The 20,247-nt window shown below is 67.3% G+C and carries 18 protein-coding genes and 2 tRNA genes; 12 read left to right on the top strand and 8 right to left on the bottom strand.

All coding sequences use genetic code 11. The annotated features are described in order from the left end of the window. Positions 1–105: 105 nt before the first annotated feature. The gene (locus BKA16_RS01920; RefSeq protein WP_183368972.1) at positions 106–1,410 is read right to left on the bottom strand and encodes an acyl-CoA dehydrogenase family protein; all 1,305 of its coding nucleotides are present in this window, start codon (positions 1,408–1,410) and stop codon (positions 106–108) included. Positions 1,411–1,497: 87 nt separating this feature from the next. Between BKA16_RS01920 and BKA16_RS01915 the strand changes: the two genes are divergently transcribed. Further along, on the top strand, positions 1,498–2,502 hold the full coding sequence (locus BKA16_RS01915) for a phosphotransferase family protein (protein ID WP_221246716.1): 1,005 nt from the start codon (positions 1,498–1,500) through the stop codon (positions 2,500–2,502). Between the two features lie 3 nt (positions 2,503–2,505). Here the strand turns inward: BKA16_RS01915 and BKA16_RS01910 are convergent, their stop codons facing one another. Then, a complete protein-coding gene (locus BKA16_RS01910) occupies positions 2,506–3,105 on the bottom strand; it encodes a TetR family transcriptional regulator (protein WP_183368971.1) in 600 nt (199 codons plus the stop codon). Positions 3,106–3,225: 120 nt separating this feature from the next. On the opposite strand from BKA16_RS01910, the gene BKA16_RS01905 reads away from it, so the two are divergent. After that, on the top strand, positions 3,226–3,666 hold the full coding sequence (locus BKA16_RS01905) for a nuclear transport factor 2 family protein (RefSeq protein WP_183368970.1): 441 nt from the start codon (positions 3,226–3,228) through the stop codon (positions 3,664–3,666). 18 nt (positions 3,667–3,684) lie between these two features. Here the strand turns inward: BKA16_RS01905 and BKA16_RS01900 are convergent, their stop codons facing one another. The 3 genes from BKA16_RS01900 to BKA16_RS01890 are packed head-to-tail and all read right to left on the bottom strand — an operon-like array spanning position 3,685 to position 8,452. Next, positions 3,685–4,392: an ABC transporter ATP-binding protein gene (locus tag BKA16_RS01900; RefSeq protein ID WP_183368969.1), complete on the bottom strand. Its 708-nt coding sequence runs from the start codon at positions 4,390–4,392 to the stop codon at positions 3,685–3,687. Then, positions 4,389–7,154 (bottom strand): branched-chain amino acid ABC transporter permease/ATP-binding protein, encoded by a 2,766-nt coding sequence (locus tag BKA16_RS01895; RefSeq protein ID WP_183368968.1) that lies wholly within the window; start codon positions 7,152–7,154, stop codon positions 4,389–4,391. The genes BKA16_RS01900 and BKA16_RS01895 overlap by 4 nt, the downstream gene beginning before the upstream one ends. A 41-nt stretch (positions 7,155–7,195) precedes the next feature. Then, positions 7,196–8,452, bottom strand: coding sequence for an ABC transporter substrate-binding protein (locus BKA16_RS01890; protein WP_183368967.1), 1,257 nt, complete (start codon positions 8,450–8,452; stop codon positions 7,196–7,198). 298 nt (positions 8,453–8,750) lie between these two features. On the opposite strand from BKA16_RS01890, the gene BKA16_RS01885 reads away from it, so the two are divergent. Continuing rightward, the gene (locus tag BKA16_RS01885) at positions 8,751–9,659 is read left to right on the top strand and encodes an NAD-dependent epimerase/dehydratase family protein (RefSeq protein ID WP_183368966.1); all 909 of its coding nucleotides are present in this window, start codon (positions 8,751–8,753) and stop codon (positions 9,657–9,659) included. A 67-nt stretch (positions 9,660–9,726) separates the two neighbouring features. On the opposite strand, the gene BKA16_RS01880 is transcribed toward BKA16_RS01885, so the two are convergent. Next, complete coding sequence (locus BKA16_RS01880) at positions 9,727–10,980, bottom strand: transcriptional regulator (protein ID WP_183372834.1); 1,254 nt, start codon at positions 10,978–10,980, stop codon at positions 9,727–9,729. A 233-nt stretch (positions 10,981–11,213) separates the two neighbouring features. On the opposite strand from BKA16_RS01880, the gene BKA16_RS01875 reads away from it, so the two are divergent. The 6 genes from BKA16_RS01875 to BKA16_RS01850 are packed head-to-tail and all read left to right on the top strand — an operon-like array spanning position 11,214 to position 17,044. Next, the gene (locus BKA16_RS01875; protein WP_183368965.1) at positions 11,214–12,119 is read left to right on the top strand and encodes an ABC transporter ATP-binding protein; all 906 of its coding nucleotides are present in this window, start codon (positions 11,214–11,216) and stop codon (positions 12,117–12,119) included. 26 nt (positions 12,120–12,145) lie between these two features. Continuing rightward, positions 12,146–12,913: an ABC transporter permease gene (locus BKA16_RS01870; protein ID WP_183368964.1), complete on the top strand. Its 768-nt coding sequence runs from the start codon at positions 12,146–12,148 to the stop codon at positions 12,911–12,913. Positions 12,914–12,923: 10 nt separating this feature from the next. Next, positions 12,924–14,078, top strand: coding sequence for a sensor histidine kinase (locus tag BKA16_RS01865; RefSeq protein ID WP_183368963.1), 1,155 nt, complete (start codon positions 12,924–12,926; stop codon positions 14,076–14,078). A gap of 3 nt (positions 14,079–14,081) precedes the next feature. Beyond that, the gene (locus BKA16_RS01860) at positions 14,082–14,690 is read left to right on the top strand and encodes a response regulator (RefSeq protein ID WP_343067242.1); all 609 of its coding nucleotides are present in this window, start codon (positions 14,082–14,084) and stop codon (positions 14,688–14,690) included. Further along, positions 14,687–15,781 (top strand): acyltransferase family protein, encoded by a 1,095-nt coding sequence (locus BKA16_RS01855; protein WP_183372832.1) that lies wholly within the window; start codon positions 14,687–14,689, stop codon positions 15,779–15,781. Before BKA16_RS01860 ends, BKA16_RS01855 begins: the two co-directional genes overlap by 4 nt. Before the next feature lie 54 nt (positions 15,782–15,835). Then, positions 15,836–17,044 (top strand): hypothetical protein, encoded by a 1,209-nt coding sequence (locus tag BKA16_RS01850; protein ID WP_183368962.1) that lies wholly within the window; start codon positions 15,836–15,838, stop codon positions 17,042–17,044. On the opposite strand, the gene BKA16_RS01845 is transcribed toward BKA16_RS01850, so the two are convergent. After that, positions 17,041–17,472 (bottom strand): acyl-CoA thioesterase, encoded by a 432-nt coding sequence (locus BKA16_RS01845; protein ID WP_183368961.1) that lies wholly within the window; start codon positions 17,470–17,472, stop codon positions 17,041–17,043. The genes BKA16_RS01850 and BKA16_RS01845 overlap by 4 nt on opposite strands. Before the next feature lie 100 nt (positions 17,473–17,572). Between BKA16_RS01845 and BKA16_RS01840 the strand changes: the two genes are divergently transcribed. Then, positions 17,573–18,571: an alpha/beta hydrolase gene (locus BKA16_RS01840; RefSeq protein WP_183368960.1), complete on the top strand. Its 999-nt coding sequence runs from the start codon at positions 17,573–17,575 to the stop codon at positions 18,569–18,571. A gap of 8 nt (positions 18,572–18,579) precedes the next feature. Here the strand turns inward: BKA16_RS01840 and hisC are convergent, their stop codons facing one another. Continuing rightward, positions 18,580–19,641, bottom strand: coding sequence for a histidinol-phosphate transaminase (gene hisC, locus BKA16_RS01835; protein ID WP_183368959.1), 1,062 nt, complete (start codon positions 19,639–19,641; stop codon positions 18,580–18,582). Between the two features lie 114 nt (positions 19,642–19,755). Here hisC and BKA16_RS01830 point away from each other — a divergent pair. Together BKA16_RS01830 and BKA16_RS01825 are read left to right on the top strand one after the other, a co-directional pair. Further along, positions 19,756–19,844: transfer RNA gene (locus tag BKA16_RS01830), tRNA-Ser, on the top strand. A gap of 63 nt (positions 19,845–19,907) precedes the next feature. Beyond that, positions 19,908–19,983: transfer RNA gene (locus tag BKA16_RS01825), tRNA-Arg, on the top strand. The last annotated feature ends 264 nt before the right edge of the window (positions 19,984–20,247 follow it).

The following is a 20,247-nucleotide window of genomic DNA, read 5'->3' as shown; positions in this document are numbered from 1 at the left end:
TGACATCGGCGGTCGTGCACCGCCGCCTTGTCGGTCGGGTCGGACAAAACTGGTCTGCGTAACCCATAGCGAGGGTCTCTTCCCCGGCTGGTGATCCGGGCGGTGTCAGGTGAGGCCGTGTGCGGCGAGGACGACGGAGTGCTTGTCGCGGGCGGCCGCCAGTCGCTCCGGAATGTGCTCGGTGGGGAACGGATCGTCGGTCCCGGTGTATGCCTTGAGGAGTTCCTTCGCGACCGTTCCCTGATGGACCTCTGTCGGCCCGTCGGCGAGCGCCAGTTGGGGCACGCTCGCCCACCATCCGGCGAGCGGGGTCTCCAGCGTGACACCCAGCGACCCGTGCAGGTGGACTGCGCGTTCGACGATGTCGTGCATCACTCGTGCCATCTGCACTTTGCACATCGCGATCGAGCTGCGAGCAGTCCCGTTCGGCTGGGTGTCGATGATCCACGCGGTGTGCAGTACCAGGAGTCGCAACTGGACGAGTTGGATCTTCGAGTCGGCCAGCATCTGCTGCACCGACTGCTTCTTGTACAGCGGTTCGCCCTGTGTGCGGCGGGACAGTGCTCGTTCGGCCATCATGTCGAGTGCGCGTTGACACAGACCGACGGTGCGCATCGCGTGATGGACTCGGCCGCCGCCGAGGCGTGCCTGCGCGACGGCGAATCCGTCGCCCGGTCCGCCCAGCATGGCGTCCAACGGGACGCGCACACGGTTGTACCGGATGTAGCCGTGAATTCCCTCGTCGAGGTCGTCTCGCTCACCCAATACCGAGACGTTGCGGAGGATCTCGACGCCGTCGGCGTCGGCGGGGACGATGAGCATCGACATGCGGCGATGCGGCGACGCGTCCGGGTCGGTCACCGCCATGACGATCAGGAACTCGGCGTACCGCGCGTTCGACGAGAACCACTTCTCGCCTTCGATCACCCACTCGTCGCCCTCGCGCCGTGCCCGACACGTGAACTCCTTGGGGTCCGCTCCGGCCTGCGGCTCGGTCATCGAGAAGCACGATACGATCTCGCCGTCGAGCAGTGGTTGCAGGTACCGCTCCTTCTGTTCGGCCGTACCGAACATCGCGAGGATCTCGGCGTTGCCGGTGTCCGGGGCCGCGGTGCCGAATACTGTCGGTGCCCAGTACGACCTGCCGATGATCTCGTTCATCAGCCCGAGTTTGAGCTGGCCGTACCCTGGGCCGCCGAGATCCAGGCCGAGGTGGCAGGCCCACAGGCCCTGCTCTTTGACGCGCGCCTGCAGCGGCCGCAAGATCGCCCGGCTCGCTACGTTGTGCACGTCGTACGGGTCGCCTCCGTGGGGAAACAGCACGTCGAGCGGCTCGCATTCGTCGCGTACGAACTGGGTCATCCAGTCGAGCTTGGCCTGGAACTCGGGATCGGTCGAGAAGTCCCACATCACGTCCTGCTTTCATTTCCGTCTTGTCGATTGCCATGGCAGAATATCATTCTGAATATAAGAAACAAGATTCTATGGAGGTGGAGCGTGACGGATCTACTCGATGAGATGTCGCCGCGTGTGGTCGACGGACTGGCTCGGACGCGGCCGGAATGCCGGCTGGTGGGACTGGAACCGTTGACCGGCGGGTCGTCGAGCCTGACGTATGTTGCGCGATTGGACGGGAGCGACGACCTGGTCGTCAAGGTCGCGCCGCCGGGCATCGAACCGGTACGAAACCGGGACGTGCTTCGGCAGGCCCGGTTGATGAGCGCACTGAACCGTCACGGTGGAGTGCGTGTGCCGCGGGTCGTGTTCGCGACTCCGGGAGCCGGCCTCGACGTGCCACCGTTCTTCGCGATGGAGATGGTCGCCGGGGTCTGTGAGGAGCCGGTGCTCACCCGGGCGGAGGACCGCGCGGCGCCGACTGAGGTGGCTGCGCGCGCGTATGACGCAGCGACGGTGATGGCCGAGTTGCACGCGGTGCGACCCGCCGAGCTCGGCGCGGTGGTGGCCGATGAGCCCGTCGTCGGTCTCGCCGACGAGATCGCGCGGTGGACACGAGCCTTCGAGACAGTTCCCGGCGACCTTCAATACGACTATCGAACGTGCGCCGATCTGCTTCTGGCGTCGGTGCCCGCGCCCCTGGACCCGGTTGTGAACCACGGTGACTACCGGCTCGGGAACACGCTCTGCGCCGGGGGCTCCGTGACGGCGATCATCGACTGGGAGATCTGGTCGGTCGGCGATCCGAGAGTGGATCTGACCTGGCTCACGTTCTTCACCGACGACGCCGAGCATCCGGCGGCCGAGCCGGGAACGCCGGCGGGCACGCCGACCAAGGCCGAGCTGATCGAGGCGTATCAGAACGCCGCGCAGACCAGGCTTCCGGACATGGACTGGTTCGACACGTTGACGCGGTACAAGGAGGCCGCCGCGACCGCGCTGTTGTTGAAGCGGGCTCGCCGAGGTGGCGATCTGCCGCCCCCGATGCGGCGGATGATCGACGGCGTGCCGACGCTTCTGGAGGAGGTCCGCGCGGCGCTGTCGTGATACTCAGCGACGCACGGCGCGAGCGATGAAGTCGACGAGGCGATCGATGTCGTCGGATGTCGGCCGAGTGTCGCTCCAGATGTGATCTTCAACGGCACCGATCACCGCGGTGGCGGCGATGCGCGCATCACGGGGCGCATCGGTCGAACCGAGGCCGCCCAGCACCGGCGAGAGCAGGTCGGCGATCTCACCCCGGAACGTCAGGACCGATGTCGAGTCGCTGCGGGTGCCCAGAAGGTTCCGGGACGCCGCTGCGAGTTCCGGGCTCGCGGCCTGGCGCATCACGGCGTCGACCACGGCGCGGAGCTTCTGTTCCGGTGTGTCGGCGCCTTCAGTCTTGTGTCGGACGTATGTGACGACGCGGCTGGTGCCGTCGTCGGCGACGGCTGCGATGAACGCGGACTTGCTCCCGAAGTACCGATAGAAGGCTTCCAAGGAGACGCCCGCCATGGCGACGATGTCTGCGATGCGGGGATCGCCTGCCCCGCCGAACAGTTTTCGGCCCGCGGCGATCAGACGGGCGACCTCGTCCTCGGCCGTCGCGCGCCGTCGGCTCAGACCGCGCTGGACGGCTGCTTCGGTCTGTGATGTCCGTACCTGCACCGTCTCAGCATAGTGCGCGGCTCCGGGCGACTGTTTCGGGTCGGCGGTCGTGCTCGATGCTATTTAAGATAAATAATTTAGTTCATATAGAAGGTACTCATGTGAAGGAGTTCGACGGATATGGAGCATTGGGAACTAGTGGCGCGCGAAGGCGTCCGGAACGTCTATGCCGAGTACAACCACGCGGGCGACCGCTTCCGGATCGATGATCTCGCGGCCTGCTTCGCGGCCGACGGCGTGCTGGAGATCAAGGGTGGGGCGCGGGCGACCGGCCGGGAGGCGATCGTCGAGATGCTTACCGGAGCACGCTCCGACGATTCGGACTGGACCCCGCAGATACGCCACTACGTCGCGAGTCTCGTGTTCGCGACGGTGACGCAGGATCGGATCGCGTCGTCCGCGTACTTTCAGGTGCTCACCCAGCGTGGCCTCGATCATTGGGGCAGATACCGTGACGTCGTCGTCCGAGACGGCGACCGCTGGGTGTTCGCGCACCGCCTCGTCGCCGTGGACGCAGCGGTGGACGGTGCGTGGTATGACGGGCCGGTCAGCGGGCGCTGACGTCTTCCGGAGTGCGCGTCAGGCCGCGTGCGTCGCCCCCATGTACGCGGCTTCGATCCTCGCCGGATCGGCGAGCAGTTCGTCCGCCGAACCGGCGAGGACCTCTTCACCGTGTGCGAGCACGAGAGCGCGGTCCGCGGTGCGCAACGCGAGCGACACGTGCTGTTCGACGAGGACGACCGCGACTCCGGTCTGCGCCACGGTGCGCAGAATGGGCAGCAGCGATTCGACGATGACGGGTGCGAGCCCCATGGACAACTCGTCGATCAGCAGAACCTTCGGGTCCTGAACCAGGGCACGACCGATTGCGAGCATCTGCTGCTCGCCACCCGAGAGCACCCCCGCAGGGACCTTCAGCCGCTCTTTGAGTCGCGGAAACAGGTCGAGCACCTCGCCGACCTTTTCTCGGCTGGTCGCGGCGAGTCGGAGGTTCTCGGTCGTAGTCAACGTGGTGAACAGCGAGCGATCGTCGGGTACGAGCACGACGCCCTGTTTCGCGGCTCGGCGCGGGTGTCCGGCCGAGAGCTCCGTGCCGTCGATCGTCACGGTTCCGGCCGCGCGACCGATCAGGCCGGCGAGTGACAGCATCGTCGTCGACTTTCCAGCGCCGTTAGGGCCGAGCACCGCGAGGATCTCCCCGGGGGCGAGGGAGAAGTTCACTCCTCGGATCACCGGCGATCCGCCGTAGCCCGCGGCCAGTCCGGTGACGTCGATCCGGGCATTCATACATTCACCTCGTGGTTGTTCGTTTCGACGGTGTCGGCTCCGTCTGGTTCCGACGAGCTGGAGCCGCCCAGGTAGGCGGCGATGACCGTGGGATCGGACTGGATCTCGGCGGGTGTGCCGACCGCGATGACCTTGCCGAGGTCTAGGACCACGACGCGGTCGCACACGTCGAGGACCAGCCCCATGTCGTGCTCGACCATGACGACCGTGACTCCGCCCGCGCGAGCCGCACGCAGGCGTTCGCCGAGCCACTGGCTCTCGCCGGAGTCGAGACCGGCTGCGGGCTCGTCGAGCAGGACGACGTGCGGTCGACCGGCGAGGGCGCGAGCCACAGACACGAGCTGGCGACGGCCCTGAGAGATTTCGTCGACCGGACGGTCGGCGACCTCGCTCAGATCGAGGGTGGCGAACAGTCGATCCAGATCCGGTTCGTGCGCGTCATCGAAACGACCGAGTGTGGCGGTCGTACCGACCACGACGTTCTCCCGCACGGTCAGGTCGTCGTACAGTTCGATTCCCTGGAAGGTTCGGCCCAGTCCCGCGCGGCTGCGCCGGTGCGGAGCGACGCCGTCGAGAGCGTGCTCCTCGAGCCTCACCGATCCGGTGTAGTCGGCGTAGCCGCTGATCGCGTCGACGAGGGTGGTCTTGCCCGCGCCGTTGGGGCCGATGAGTCCCAGGATCTCGCCCTCGCGCACATCGAACGAGACGTCTTCCAGCGCTGTGACGCCACCGTAACGGACGCCGATGTCGCGCACGGTGAGGACGGGCCCGCCGATGACGGGTGCATCGGGGGCGGTTGATGGGGCTGCAGTCGCCGCGACCTGTGGCCCCTGCCGTCCTCGTCCGACCCGTGCGGCGAGGGTGTGCAGCGGTCCGACGACCCCCTCCGGGTTCCGAATGATGGTGACGACGAGCAGCAGGCCTGCGACGATCCCGAAGTATGAACCGAAATGGATCCACCGGTCCAACGCGAGGAACAGGATGCCGCCGGCTCCGATGACTCCGGCGAGGATGCCACCCGCCACCGACGACACGCCTGCGAGATAGACCATCGCGAACAGACTGATTCCGGCGATCGCGGTGTACGACGTCGGGGCCGCACCGTTCTGCTGGTACGCCATCAGGGTTCCGCCGATCGCCGCGATGAACGATCCGATCGCGAACGCGGCGATCTTGACCCGTCGAACATCGATGCCCGCGGCTGCGGCCGAACGCTCGTTGGCGCGGACGGCGAGCATGGACGCGCCGAGCCGATGGGTGCGCAGCCACGCGACACCGAACGCGGCGGCGGTGAGGACCACCAGGCACAGGATGCCGAATCCGATCCGCGGATAGGATTCGCCCGCACCGATGCTCAGGTCGAGTCCGAACAGCTTCGGCGCTTTGACAGGTGCGCCGTCGAGCCCGCCGTTGAAGTCGACGTTGCGGAACCAGAGCGCCTCGACGGCCACCGCCATGGCGAGGGTGACGATGGCGACCGGCAGACCGCGGAGTCGCAGCGCGGGCAGCCCGACGACGACACCGGCGACAGTGGCGATCAGCGCGGCGAGGATCGGTGCGATCGGGAACGGGATCCCCAGATCGCTGGTCAGACGGGACAACGTGAACGCCGCGACGCCTGCGATCGCCAGCTGGGCGAGGGAGACCTGCCCGGCGTAACCGGTCACCACCACCTGCGACAGCGCGATCACGCCGAGGATGAACGTCGTGACCACCGCGCCACGCACCGAGCCCTGCGTGGCCACGAGCAGAACTGCGGCCGGAATCACCGCCAGAAGCGGGACGTATAGGTTCCGCGGTCGCGGCGCACGTCCCAGCGACGGTGCCGTGACGGATCCCCGCTGAGGCAGCCGGTCGCGTCGGGCGACCAGCAGGATCAGGATGAGGATCAGCGGAACGAGTTCCGCGGTGCCCGAGGCCGGGAACCAGTCGACGGTCGACTGCAGATACGTGAGCTCGGACTGCGCGACGCCGATCAACAGACCCGCGATGATGGCAGGCCCGAGCTTTGTCAGATTGCCGCACAGTGCGGCCGCCAGCGCGGGCACGATGAACAGCGTGTACGACATCGGAATCAGTGGAACTATCGGCGAGATCAGGATGCCTGCGAGACCCGCCACGACGGTGGACAGCGCCCAGTTGATCGCCGCAACCCGGTCGGGCGATAACCCGGACACCAGTGCTCCCTGCTCGGTCTCGGCGACGGCTCGGGTCGCGAGACCGAATCGGGTGAAGCGGATGAGCAGGGTCAGGGCGATTCCCAGCAGGACGATGATCCCGGCGAAGAACAGCGAGTCGGTGGGAACGCGGGTACCGGCGATCGTGAAGTAGTTCTCCGGCACGATGCGTTCCACCGACACCGGACTTGTACCGACCTTTTGCGCCATGATGGCCTGAATCAGCAGCATCACACCGATCGAGGCGACGGCCTTGGTCACCGGCGACGCCGACCGCAGCGGCCTGAACACCAGTCCGTAAAGGATCAGACCGAGGACCGCGGCGATCACCAGCGAGATCACCATGGAAGCGGCGAGGGTCTGCGGCGCACCGAGATCGATGTTGTCCGGCAGCCCCGGAATCGGGATGAGGAGCTTGCCCTTCCGAAGAAAGGCGAATGTGTAGGCGACGTACAGGGCGATCGCGCCGGTGGCGAAGTTCACCACCCCAGAACTGCGATAGGTCACGACGAGCGCCATGGCGAGCGCCGCGAACACTGAACCGCTGCCGAGGCCCAGAATCAGGAATAACAGATGGTCGGTCATAGTCCGCTCTCAGATCGTCTGCGGTCGGGTTACGGCATCGATCACTTGTTGAGCTGGATCAGGGAGACGTCGGAGCTCTTCCCCTTGTCGTCCAGGTCGCCGACGAGAACGTAATTGGCGCACGGTGCCTTCAGGCCCGCAAGCGCGGTTCCGTTGCACGTCATCGTCGCGCCGCCGCCGAGCGGGATCGGGACGTCGGCCGCCGCCCGGATCGCGGTCATGGTGTTCGCCGCCGTCGGCTCGCCGGTGAGCGATGCTGCCGCACGGATGAGGCCGAGCATCGACTGGAATCCGGTCTGGGAGGCGCCGCCGAGGCTGGTGTCGGGTGCGTACTTCGCCATCACGGCGCGGTAGATCAGCGACTCCTTGTCGCTGCCGCCGCCGCTCGTCGAGGTGACGACCTTGGACTTCCCCAGTGCCTCGCCTGCGCCTTCGATGGTCGAGTCCTCGATGCACGGGGAGACCACCAGCATGTCGCCCGAGTACTGGACGGTGGTGAGCCCCTTGAGCGTCGAGGTGCACATGGTCGCATCACCGACGAGTCCGACCATTCCGGGCTTGTCCTTGACGCCGGCCGCGACCTGTGACGAGGCGTCCGGGGTGCCGAGAGGGATGGGGGCGACGGTCAGAGTGACGCCCGCCTTCTCGAACGCAGGCTTGCCCATCGCCTCGGTGGAGCCGACGACGGCGGCGTTATCGGTGACGAACAGGGTCGCGGTCTTGTGGCCGTGTTCGGCGGCGTACTGCGCCATGCCTATCAGCACGCTCGGGAATCCGCCGGTCCAGAAGAACGACTTGTCCGACCGCAGTTCGGTCCCGCCTGCACCGTTGTAACCGGTGTAAGGGATGCCCGCGCCGGTGATGATCGGTGCCATGGCGTCGCCGTGAGCGGTGTTCAGGACGGCGACGGCGGCGACCTTCTGCTCGACCATCTGGTTGGCACAGTCGGTGGCTGAGGCGGTGTCCTCCTTGCTCTTGCAGACGAACGTCTCGATCGGGTGACCGCCGATGCCGCCGAGGTTCTCGTTGGCGTACTTGACCGCGGCGTCGGCGGCAAGCCTGCCCTCGGGTTGCGAGATGGCGGGACCGTCCTCGGAATTGATGACGCCGATCTTGATCGGTGAGCCCTCGGCCTTGGTGCCCTGGAACGTTCCCTCGGGAGCGGACGAGACGGCCCCTTCCGCGGCGTTCGAGTCGGTGGATGTGTCCTCGGCGCACGCAGCGGCGCCGAAGACGAGCAGAGGAACGGCGAGAGCTGCCGCGGTGCGGCGGCCGATCTGCGGTGTCAGGTGACGCATGTTACTTCCTTCGGTCTGGGATGGCATAGATCACGCGATCTGGTTGCAGGAGCCTAGTGAGGTTTCCGGTATGTGTCAATAATTGAACTGATTTACCTAAAATGATTGATGATGGTCCAGCGTCGACCGGCGGGTTCCCCGGACAGCGATCCCCCCGTGATCTAGAATATAGTTAACTCATTGCACTGAAGTCGGTGAATCTGGGGAGTTCATCGATTCTGATGCGATCGACGCCGTATGTGGCGAGTGATCGGACATCGGTCCATGAGTGAGCGATGATGACTAGAGGAAGGCACGTATGCGAGTTCTGATCTACGGCGCGACCGGATACCTCGGAGGAGCGATTGTGCGTCGGCTCGTCGGAGAGCACGACGTCGTCGGATTCGCGCGTCGCGCGGACGCGGCGGACGATCTCCGGACGCTCGGCGCCGATGCCGTCGTCGGCGACCTCGACGACATCTCGGCAGCGGTGGCGCATGTCGACGCTGCCGATGCGGTGATCTACGCGGCTCAATTACTGATCCAGCCGGAGTTCGACGTCGTGGAGGCGGTGATCGAGCGCATGGCGGGCTCAGGAAAGACCCTGGTCTTCACTTCGGGTACGGGCGTGTTGTCCGAACGCACCGACGGCGATTGGAGCGAGAACACCTTCGCCGAGGACGACGAGTTCGTGCCGTCGAAGTACGTCGGTGCGCGAAAAGACACCGAAGACCTCGTCCGAGCGGCTGCGGAGCGGGGTGTGCGTGCGATGGTCGTCCGGCCGGGCATGATCTGGGGGCACGGTGGTTGTCCGATGATCCGCGGGCTGTTCCGGTCCGCCGAGGCGACCGGGGCGGTGTGCTACATCGGGCGCGGCCTGAATCTGTATTCGAATGTGCATGTCGACGACGTCGCCGAGGTGTATTCGCTTGCGTTAGACAAGGGCGTTGCCGGTGCGCTCTACCACGCTGTGTCGGGTGAGACGAACTACCGGACGCTGGCCGAGGCTGTCGCCGCGAGGTTGGCGGTGTCGACGCGCAGCGTCGATCTCGGCACGGCGCTTGAGTTCTGGGACAAGTTCACCGCTTTGATAGCGTTCAGTGTGTGCAGTCGGTCGCGCGCACCTCGGACGAGGAGGGAACTGGGGTGGATGCCGAGTCCGGATCGACTCGATATCCTCGACGACATTGACGAACTGGTTGCGCGACGGACGACTGTGCGTGGATGATCATCTGGCCGCTGGGGCGGGCATCATGAGATCTCCACTTCCGGTCCCCGATGCGGCCGTACCCGTCTCACACTCCGAAACGCCGATGGATCAGTCGCACTCGCCCGGCGGCGATCGCCGCATCGGGATGTCCCTGCGGCAGGGCGCGCTGCAGCGCGGTCCACGCCTGGAAGTCGTCGTGGCCGTGCGGTGAGTGCGTCCACGCCTGCAGGGCGACCACGTCGCGACTGCCGAACACCGCCGAGCGGAGGTCCTCGCGGATCTCGTCGAACAGGTCGGTGAGGCCGGGGGAGAGCGAGTCGGCGAGCAGACCGCCGCGGCCGAGTGCGGCGATCGCCGCACGCAGCTCGCCGGCCAGGATCGCGTCACGGACCTCCGACACGTCGGAGGTCACCTCGCCGGTCAGTCGGTAGGGGCGGGAGGCGAGGACGTCGCCGACCTCGCGGCGCAGCCGCGAGATCTCGGCGCGGACCGTCACCGAGCCGAGATCGCCGTCGGACAGCAGGTCGGCGAGTCGATCGGTGGAGAGCCCGTCGGGATTCATGTGCAACAGGAGCAGGATCTCGGCGTGCCGGGGCGAGAGGAGCTTCGCGGGCCGGCCGGGCGCTCGCCACACGGGTTCGCCGGACAGGACGGTCAGATGCGACTGCGACGACGCCGTCAACATCGCCTCCGGCGAGAGGTCGACGGCGCCGGAGGCCAGTTCCCGTTCCACCGCGGCCACTACGGAGCGGACTGCGGCGAGGGCGAACGGCGCGGCCGCGGCGTCTCCGCCGGTCACGTCGATGGCGCCGATCACCTCCCCGGACACCGGATCGTGGACGGGAGCGGCCGCACAGTTCCAGTTCTGCACCGGACTCGCATAGTGTTCGGGGCCGAGGATCTGCACGCCGCGGTTCAGGCTCAGCGCGAGTCCCGGTGCGTTGGTGCCCACCCGGTCCTCGCTCCACACGGTGCCCTCGACGAAGTTGATCGCCGCCGCCTTGCCACGGGTCGACCGGTCGCCGTCCACCCAGAGGAGACGCCCCCGCCGGTCGGTGAGCGCCACCACCACGCCGGCGTCGGCGATGTCGTCGAGCATCAGGGACGTGATGAGCGGCCGGACCCGAGCCAGACGGTGGGCGGCGCGGTACTCGGAGAAATCGGCGTCGGACATGTCGCCCGCGGTCGCCTCCGGCGCCTCGTCGAGCCCCTGGCTGCGCGAGCGCACCCACGATTCGCGCACGAGTGATCGCACGGCGTTGTCGGGTGGGGTCACGCCCGACAGGAACTGTTCGTACGCGCGCCGCACCCGGGTGGCAGTGGACTTGCCGTCCGACATCGCATCCTCCGGTCGCACTCTGCCTACGATTGTGCCAAATCCCGTAGTGACGCGGGTCATAGCATCGGGTTTCGCTCGGGGGTCGTCCGCTGCGGGCGACACCTGAGCGGACGGAGAACGCCCGATCCCGGCTCGGTGCTCGCCGGTCGTGGTGCGACCCCTGACAGACGTCATGGGGAAGTTGTGACATCTGCTCGGGGTGCCGCGACCCGATCGGCGGAATCGTAGAAGCCATGAACGCCACACCAGCCATCCAAGCGACGCAGTTGACCAAGAGCTTCCGCGGGCCCAAGGGCGCCGTGGTCGACGCGGTGAAAGGGATCGACCTGACGGTCCGCCCGGGGGAGGTCGTCGCCTTCCTCGGCCCGAACGGGGCAGGCAAGACCACCACCATCGACATGATCCTGGGACTCACCAGCCCGGACAACGGCGACGTCCGGGTCTTCGGCCGACACGCCCGGGAGGCCGCCCGGGACGGCAGGATCGCCGCGGTCATGCAGACCGGCGGACTGATGTCCGACTTCACCGTCGCCGAGACCATCGGTGTCGTCGCCTCGCTGCACCACCGGACGGCAGACGTCGCCGCGGTCATGGAGCGGGCGGGCCTCGCCGAGATCGGCGACCGCAAGGTGTCGCGGTGCTCCGGCGGCGAGCAGCAGAGACTCAAGTTCGCGCTGGCGCTGCTGCCCGATCCCGACCTGATCGTCCTCGACGAGCCGACCGCGGGCATGGACGTCGAGTCCCGCCGCGGATTCTGGGCCGCGATGCGGGCCGACGCCACCCGAGGCCGCACCGTCCTGTTCGCCACGCACTACCTGGAGGAGGCCGACGCGTTCGCGGACCGCATCGTGATGATCGCGGGCGGGCACGTCGTCGCCGACGGCTCGACCGCCGAGATCCGGACCCGTGCCAGCCGCCGCGTCGTCTCCGCGGTACTCGACGACGACGCCGTCCCCGGGCTTCTGCGCGTGTTCCCCGGACTCGAGGTCCGCGAGCGGCGCGGCGGACGTCTGTACCTGTCGCTGCCCGACTCCGACTGCCTCGCCCGGCACCTGCTCACGAGCACGAAGGCTCGCGAGGTCGAGATCGCCGCGCACAACCTCGAAGACGCCTTCGTCACCCTCACCGCCGACGCCTGACCGTCGACCACAGAAAGGCTACGACCATGTCCGTTCTCACCGGCGCCGGAATCGCGCCCACCTACCTCAAGCTCGACGTCCGCCGCGTGCTGCGGAACCGTCGCGCGATGATCTTCACCATCGCGATGCCCGCCCTGCTCTACCTCGTCTTCGGCGCCACCCAGTCGGGAGACGACCGGATCGGTGACGGCAACGTCGCCTTCTACGTCCTGATCGGCATGGCCGTCTACGGCTCGATCCTGGCCGCGGCGTCGAATGCGGCGTCGGTGTCGATCGAGCAGAAGGAGGGCTGGACCCGCACCCTGATGATGACTCCGCTCAAACCGTCCGGCTACACCGCAACGAAGATCGCGCTGGCCCTCGTGATGAGCGCGCTCCCGGTGATCGTGCTGGCGGTCGTCGGAGCGGTCAGCGGGGCCGAGGCCCCGGCCTGGATCTGGATCGTCTGCCTGTTGATCGGCTGGCTCGGCTCGTCGCTGTTCGCGGCGTTGGGGTTGGCGCTCGGCAGCATCCTGAAGTCCGACGGCGCGATGCAGGCGCTCGGCGGCATCCTGGCCCTCCTGGCCTTCGCGGGCAATGTGTTCGTCCCGCTCAACGGCGCCATGCTGACCATCGCCCAGTTCACTCCCATGTACGGCGTGGTCTCGTTGGCCCGGTACCCGCTCGACGAGGGCGTCAACATGTACGGCACCCACGTCGCGCTCTGGATCATGATCGTCAACGTCATCTTCTGGGCTGGAACATTCGCCGCCACCGCGGCCTTCTTCTACTCTCGCAGTAGCAACCGCCAGTAGAAGGATGTCCATGAGCCCCGTCCTCGACCGGGACCGGATCGACAGGATCCGCGACGACGACCGGATGCCCTGGCGCAGTTGGCGCTGGGCGTTCGGCGCCGTCTGGTTGATCTTCCTGGTGTACCCGCTGGTCGCGGTCGCGAAATCCGACAACTCGACGCTGGTCAAGGTGCTCGGCTTCGTCGACCTCGGGGTGTTCTTCCTGGTCTACGTCGCGGCGTGCATCGTACTGATGAGCAGCCCGCCGCGCGAATCCTCCGGCGAGCACGACCGGGCGCGATGGCTGTTCACCGCGACCCTCGTCGTACTGACGGTGGCCCTGTTCCCGGTCATCCACGCCGATGCCTTCGGTCTCGCCGGGTTCCTGATGGCGGTCGTGTCGTTCATCGCGCCGCGACGGCTGCAGGTGGTCATCGTGATCCTTCTGGTCGCGGCGACCTACGCGGTCCCGAAACTGGCGGGCTGGAACGTCGACTTCGGAACCTTCGCCATCATGGTGGCCGTCGGCACGACGATGATCGCGATCCGTGCGGTCAGCGAACGCGAGCGTGAGCGCGAAGCGGGCGAGGAGCGCCAGCGTCAGCTCAACTCCGAGCTCGCCGTCGTCGCCGAACGCGAGAGCGTGGCGCGCGATGTGCACGACATCCTCGGGCACTCGCTCACCGTCATCTCGGTGAAGACCGAACTCGCCGGCCGACTCGTCGACCTCGACCCGGAGCGTGCGAAAGCCGAGATCGCCGAGGTCAACAAGCTGTCCCGGGACGCTCTCGCCGAGGTCCGGTCCACCGTCGGACGGTTGCGGACCCCGGAGCTCCCCAGCGGGCTGGCCTCGGCGGCGAGCGCGTTGAGCGCCGCGGGCATCGACGCCGACGTCCCAGACCCGGACGATGTCGACACCCCGCACGCGACGCTGTTCGCCTGGGTGCTGCGCGAATCGGTGACCAACGTGGTGCGGCACAGCGGGGCGTCGTCGTGCCGGGTGGCGGTCGAGCGGGACACGATCGCCGTGAGCGACGACGGCACCGGATCGCCGCTGCTCGTGTACGGGAACGGCCTGCGCGGTCTGTCCGAGCGGGTCGCCGACGCGGGCGGCGAGCTGATCGTCCGATCCGACGAGGACGGGACCGTCGTCACCGCGTCGATGGCACCGCATGGTGGGATGTAGATCGTGACCATCCGCCTGCTGCTCGCCGACGACCAGGCTCTCGTCCGCGGTGCACTCGCCGCCCTCCTCGATCTGGAAGGGGACCTCGACGTGGTCGCCCAGGTGGGGCGCGGCGACGAGGTGGTCGACGCGGCGCGCGCGAGCGATGCGCAGGTGTGCCTGCTCGACATCGAGATGCCGGGGCTCGACGGCATCGACGCGGCCGCGCAGGTCACCGCGCAACTGCCCGGGGTGCGGACGTTGATCGTCACCACGTTCGGTCGACCCGGCTACCTCCGTCGTGCGATCGACGCGGGCGCCTCCGGCTTCGTCGTCAAGGACACGCCCGCCGCTCAACTCGCCGACGCCGTGCGTCGCATCCACGCCGGACTCCGCGTCATCGACCCCACCCTGGCCACCGAGAGCCTGACCAGCGGCGAGAACCCGCTGACCCCCCGCGAGTGCGACGTCCTGCGCGAGGCGCTCGCGGGCGGCACCGTCGCCGCGATCGCGGGCGCGGTGCATCTGTCGCAGGGCACCGTGCGCAATCACCTGTCGTCGGCCATCGGCAAGACGGGGACGTCCACACGCGCCGAGGCCGCCCGCGTCGCCCACGAGCGGGGCTGGATCTGACCGCGTCGACAGGCACCGGTCGACGCCCCGCGCTGACCGGCGTCCGCACAGTCGCCGCGCTGACCGTCTGCCTCACTCACGCCGCGTTCTGGACCGGGCACTACACCGACGACTACCTCGGCAGGCTCTTCGCGCGGTTCGAGGTCGGCGTGACGATCTTCTTCGTTCTGTCCGGATACCTGCTGTTCCGGCCGTGGGTGGCGGCGTTGCGCGCCGAATCCGGGACGCACCCGCCGCTGGGGCGGTACGCCTGGCACCGCATCCGAAGGATCGTGCCCGCGTACTGGATCACCGTCGTCGCCGTGTATCTGATCTACCTGGTCCGGGCCGACACGTCCGAGTTGGGACAGGGCGTCTCCGGACTGATCCGGAATCTCACGTTGACGCAGGTGTACGGCTTCGGACACCTGCACACCGGGCTGACCCAGATGTGGAGCCTGGCCGCCGAGGTGGTCTACTACATCGCGCTGCCGGTCGTCGCGTACCCGCTGGCCCGCTACGTGTGCCGGGATCGTTGGCGTCCGGATCTGCTGATCGTCGTGCTCGGCGGGCTCATGCTCATCTCGCCGATCTGGACGCTGGTCACGCACAGCGACGGGGTGGACCTCACCGCTCGACTGTGGGCTCCGGCGTTCGCGAGCTGGTTCATCGCCGGCATGCTGTTGGCCGTCGTCGCGCAGCTGATCCGATCGTGGTCCGCGGCAGGCGGAACCGCGATCGCCGTCGTCGCCTTCGCATCGTCTGCCGGCGCATTCGCGGGGGAGCCGACGATCGTGCCGAACGACGCGGGTGCGGCGATCGCCAAGCACACGCTGTACCTGGTGGTGGCGCTCGGACTGATCGGTCCGCTGGTGGTCGGATCCGCGGACTGGTGGACCCGGTTCTGCGGCAGCAGACCGATGGTGTGGTTCGGCGAGATCTCCTACGAGTTCTTCCTGGTTCACGTCATGGTCCTCGAACTGGTGATGGATCTGCTCGGCTACCCGGTCTTCACCGGTCGGATCCTCATCGCTTTCGCGGTGACGACGGCGATCAGCGTCCCGGTCGCCTGGGTGCTGCATCGCGTCACGTCGCCGCTGTGGGCGAGATGACGGTGTGGCCGACATGACCTGGGGATTGTCCGCCACCGCCGGTAACATGGCCGTATGTCCGCACCGAACCGTTCCGTCACCGCCGATGACCTCCGGCAATGGACGAACGAGTCCCGGGTGCCCGGGCAGCCGCCCGAACTCTCCGACCTGGCGTGCATCCTGATCGCGGCGGGCTACCTCGCGCCGACGGCGCGCTCCGTGGTGGTCCGCCGTGCGTCCCTGAACCTCCCGCTGCCGTCACCGTCCAACGGATACAGCGAACTCCGACGAGTCCAACGCAGCATCGTGCACGCCGAGAAATACCTCGGTACGACGGTGCTGCCGAACCTGGTCCAGCCGATCGTGCGGTCGCGGCTGGCGACCTTGAACCGTCGCCGCGAGGACGCGCACCGCGCGGTGGTCACCGCCAAGGGTGTGATGCCCAGCGGGACGCGCGCAGTCCGGCGCGAACGCCGCGAGAACGTCTACTTGGAGATCGACGAGCGCGAACAGTTGTTCTCGGGCCTGCTCTGCACTCCGGTCCCGGACCGTCCGACGGGGGCGCGCAAGGCGGGCACCGATGTGTTCGACAAGTTCGTCGGCGTCGTCGGGCAGGTCGGCGGCCGCGGCCCGCGACGGCAGGTGGAGGAGATGGCCGCGCAGGTCTTCGGACCCGACGCCATCGGCGGCGGGACGGCCGCGCGCGGTGCGTCGTTCGCCGACGGCTACGAGACCCTGCTGTTCATCGCCGGGCACTACTACGACCGCATCCGAAACAATCCGGCGTGGCTGTCGGATCATTTCGAAATGCAGCGGGTACAGGTCAACCTGCACGCCGAACTCGCCGAGATCGCCTCCGACATCGTCGCTCTGCGGGCTCTGCGCGTCGACCTCGACCAGGCGAAGAACAACGGTGGATTCGACCGCGGCTTCATCGAGCACATCGAGGCGCGGGAGAGCGCGCTGCGCCCGGTCTGGTCGGAGCTGATCGATCGGGTGCACGCGTTCAGCGAGATCGCGTCCACCGTCGAGTCGGCCTCGATCGAACTCCGCCTGCTCGACGAATTCGACAGGGCGTCGACCATCGACGCCCGCATCGACCACCTGCTGTCCCGGTCCGGCGATCGCGAGATCGGCGCCGATCACACGCGCAGGCTCTCCCAGCAGGTGCGCAGCGGTGAGGAACAGCTTCGGGTGTACCGGGACGTGCTGCAGGGCAACATCGCCCAGCTCGGGCCGAGTGCGCAGCGGGAACTGCCCGAGAGGTACGAACCGGGACGTTAGGCGGCCCGGCCCCACTCCTTCAGATACCCCTTCTCGGTGTCGGTGAGCCGTCGCAGCCGGTGGTTCTCGACGTCGACGACGGCCATCTGCGTGAACGCGACGCAGGCGGCGCGATCGTCGTCGCTCGCAGTGGCACCGCGGATCTCGTAGCCGATGGTGAAGTCGACCGAACGGTGTCCCTTGATCCACATGCCGACACGCACCGGAGAGTCCTCGTGCCGCAGCTGCGCCTGATAGCGGATGTCGACGTGCACGATCATCGCGCTCTTGATGAGAGGGGCGTACTCGTCGCCCGCGCTCAGCAGCCACGCGATCCGGGCCTCCTCCATGAGAGTCACCACACGCGCGTGGTTGATGTGTCCGAACGCGTCCATATCGGACCAGCGAACCGGCACATGAGCGACGAACGCGTAGGAGATTTCAGCCATTCGCGCAGTGTAACGCGCTGCACGTCGATCACCGGATTGTGCGGAGAACTTAAGCCCGTCCTCACCTACTCCCCAGTAATCTTCGGTACGCTGGACCACCATGTGGTCCATTCGATCGACTCGTGTCCTCGTGGCGCTCAGCGCAGCCGCTCTCGCCGCAGGTCTGATTCCGGCGGCGATCGCCGACGCGGCGCCGTCCAAGCGGAACGTCGCTCGGATCGTCGCCGCGAAGACGGTGTCCCAACACCGAGTGGACCTGACGGTGAACTCGCCGTCGATGGGCGAGAAGATGAAGGTCACGGTGCTGACTCCCGGCGGCGATGCGCCCCGGCCGTCGCTCTACATGCTCGACGGCGCCGACGCCGGGGACGACGTCAGCGACTGGATCACCAAGGGCGGTGCTGCGCGCTACTTCGCAGGTAGGAACGTCAACGTGGTCCTGCCCGCGGGCGGCGCCGCGTCGTTCTACACGAACTGGGAGTACACCGACGCCAAGGTCGGCAAGCCGCAGTGGGAGACGTTCCTGACCAAGGAACTGCCGCCGCTGATCGACGCGAAGTTCTCCGGATCGGGCCGCAACGGTGTGCTCGGTCTGTCGATGGGCGGTCAGTCGGCGTTCGCGTTGGCCACTCGCAATCCGGCGCTCTACCAGGGCGTCGCGTCACTGAGCGGATGCCCACCGGTGTCCGGTCCGGCCAATGAGGCGTACGTGCGGACCACTCTGGCCAAGAGCGGTGCGGACGCTACTAAGATGTGGGGCACCCCCGGGGGTAAGACCTGGTCGGCGCACGATCCGGCGCGTCGCATCGACTCGCTGCGCGGGAAGGCGCTCTTCCTCTCGTCCGGGTCCGGTGCGATCGGCCCGCTCGACCTGGCCGCCGAACTCGACCCGAAAGAAGGCCCCGAGGACGCCCAGCTGGCGGCCGGATCGGCACTCGAGGTCGGCGCCAACCGCTGCTCATTGGAGTTCGCCGCGCAGCTGCGTGCCAAGAACGTGCCGTTCCAGTCGAACTTCCGCCTGATCGGCACGCACCGGTGGGACTACTGGAAGCAGGACCTGCCGCTGGCGTGGCAGGCCCTGGCTCCCGCATTGGGCTGAGGCGTCTCTTACCGCTGAGCCCAGTCGCGTGCGATCGCGAGGAAGGCGTCGTCCTCCTCGCGTTTGGTGACGGTGACGCGGACGCCGTCGCCGGCGAACGGGCGCACGACCACGCCGCCCTCGGTGCAGGCGGCCGCGAACGGCGCCGCGTCCTCGCCGAGGGCGAGCCAGACGAAGTTGGCCTGCGAATCGGGCACCGAGTATCCGAGTTCGCGCAGTGCCGCCGTGACACGAGCGCGTTCGGCGGCGACGTCGTCCGTGCGAGCGAGCAACTCGTCCTGCGCGTGCAGTGAGGCGACCGCCGCGGCCTGCGAGAGAGTGCCGACACTGAACGGCACGTGGATCTTGCCGAGCGCGGTGATCACCGACGGATGGCCCACGGCGTAGCCGATGCGGAGGGCTGCCAGACCGTACGCCTTCGAGAAGGTGCGCAGCACCACCACGTTGTCGAACTCGCGGTGCAGCTCGATCCCGTCGTAGGCGTGTGCCTCGTCGAGGCGCGCGTACTCGAAATACGCCTCGTCGAGGGCGACGACCACCTCGGACGGCACCTTCTCGAGGAACGCGCGCAGTGCCGCGGCCTCGACGACGGTGCCGGTCGGGTTGTTCGGGTTGCACACGAAGATCAGCCGGGTGCGATCGGTAATCGCCGCGGCCATCGCCTCGAGATCGTGCACGGCGTCGCCGGTCAGCGGGACCTGGACGGCGCTCGCTCCCGCCACCTGGGTCGCGAGCGGGTACGTCTCGAACGAGCGCCAGGCGAACAGCACCTCGTCGCCCGGGCCAGACGTCGCAGTGATCAGGTTCTGACAGAGGATCACCGACCCGCAGCCCGCCTGGACCTCATCGGTGGTCACGCCGAGCGACTTGGCGAGTTCCTCGGTCAACTCCACCGCTCCGTTGTCCGGATAGCGGTTGGCGGTGGCCGCCGCCTCCGTTATCGCCGACATCACGCTGGGCAGCGGAGGATGAGTCACCTCGTTGCTCGCCAACTTGATCGCTCCCGGGTAGGTCTTGCCGGGAACATAGACGGGCAGGGACTCCAGATCTGGTCTCATACGCGGTGTCACCCCTCGAATGTATGCTTGACCAGCGGTGAGATGCACATCGGCCAGCCGATTTGCAGATGCTGGATCCGTCTGTGTAATGTTTTGCCTCGGAAGTTCGGAAACGAACACCCGCTAGGAGGCGTGCCAGAGCGGCCGAATGGGATTCACTGCTAATGAATTGTCTCGCTAAAACGGGACCGGAGGTTCAAATCCTCTCGCCTCCGCCGACCGAGGTAACGCCCTTGGTAGAACTGAATATCTGATCGGGTACACTCGATCAGGGCCACGCGCCCGTAGCTCAACGGATAGAGCATCTGACTACGGATCAGAAGGTTTGGGGTTCGAATCCCTACGGGCGCACCACGGTAACGCCAGGTGAAACGATGTTTCGCCTGGCGTTTCTGCTGCCTGGGCAAGCCTCGATGCGGGGTTAAAGGGTTAAAGGCCAAAACGTGTGTACAGCCCGGGCGTGGCGTCGGGGTGGTTCATCTGCTTGGGCCTCCCCATCCGTGGTGGGTGCCGTTGCCGTCTTCCCGGCTGAAGCCGGTGTCGTAGGCGGCAGGCTGTGCGACGAGCGGGGTTCGCGACCCAGATGTCTCCAACTATAGTTGTGTTACTCTAACTTTA

Source organism: Gordonia humi (assembly GCF_014197435.1).
Lineage (GTDB): Bacteria > Actinomycetota > Actinomycetes > Mycobacteriales > Mycobacteriaceae > Gordonia > Gordonia humi.
This window is presented reverse-complemented; position numbering and strand designations above follow the sequence as displayed.

What these genes read in the sequence shown, in the direction of transcription:
- BKA16_RS01865 (WP_183368963.1), top strand. Translation starts at nt 12,924, where the DNA reads ATGAGCCCCGTCCTCGACCGGGACCGGATCGACAGGATCCGCGACGAC.
- BKA16_RS01875 (WP_183368965.1), top strand. Translation starts at nt 11,214, where the DNA reads ATGAACGCCACACCAGCCATCCAAGCGACGCAGTTGACCAAGAGCTTC.
- BKA16_RS01840 (WP_183368960.1), top strand. Translation starts at nt 17,573, where the DNA reads ATGTGGTCCATTCGATCGACTCGTGTCCTCGTGGCGCTCAGCGCAGCC.
- BKA16_RS01900 (WP_183368969.1), bottom strand. Translation starts at nt 4,392, where the DNA reads ATGAATGCCCGGATCGACGTCACCGGACTGGCCGCGGGCTACGGCGGA.
- BKA16_RS01880 (WP_183372834.1), bottom strand. Translation starts at nt 10,980, where the DNA reads ATGTCGGACGGCAAGTCCACTGCCACCCGGGTGCGGCGCGCGTACGAA.
- BKA16_RS01850 (WP_183368962.1), top strand. Translation starts at nt 15,836, where the DNA reads ATGTCCGCACCGAACCGTTCCGTCACCGCCGATGACCTCCGGCAATGG.
- BKA16_RS01895 (WP_183368968.1), bottom strand. Translation starts at nt 7,154, where the DNA reads ATGACCGACCATCTGTTATTCCTGATTCTGGGCCTCGGCAGCGGTTCA.
- BKA16_RS01920 (WP_183368972.1), bottom strand. Translation starts at nt 1,410, where the DNA reads ATGTGGGACTTCTCGACCGATCCCGAGTTCCAGGCCAAGCTCGACTGG.
- BKA16_RS01905 (WP_183368970.1), top strand. Translation starts at nt 3,226, where the DNA reads ATGGAGCATTGGGAACTAGTGGCGCGCGAAGGCGTCCGGAACGTCTAT.
- BKA16_RS01845 (WP_183368961.1), bottom strand. Translation starts at nt 17,472, where the DNA reads ATGGCTGAAATCTCCTACGCGTTCGTCGCTCATGTGCCGGTTCGCTGG.
- BKA16_RS01890 (WP_183368967.1), bottom strand. Translation starts at nt 8,452, where the DNA reads ATGCGTCACCTGACACCGCAGATCGGCCGCCGCACCGCGGCAGCTCTC.
- BKA16_RS01870 (WP_183368964.1), top strand. Translation starts at nt 12,146, where the DNA reads ATGTCCGTTCTCACCGGCGCCGGAATCGCGCCCACCTACCTCAAGCTC.
- BKA16_RS01885 (WP_183368966.1), top strand. Translation starts at nt 8,751, where the DNA reads ATGCGAGTTCTGATCTACGGCGCGACCGGATACCTCGGAGGAGCGATT.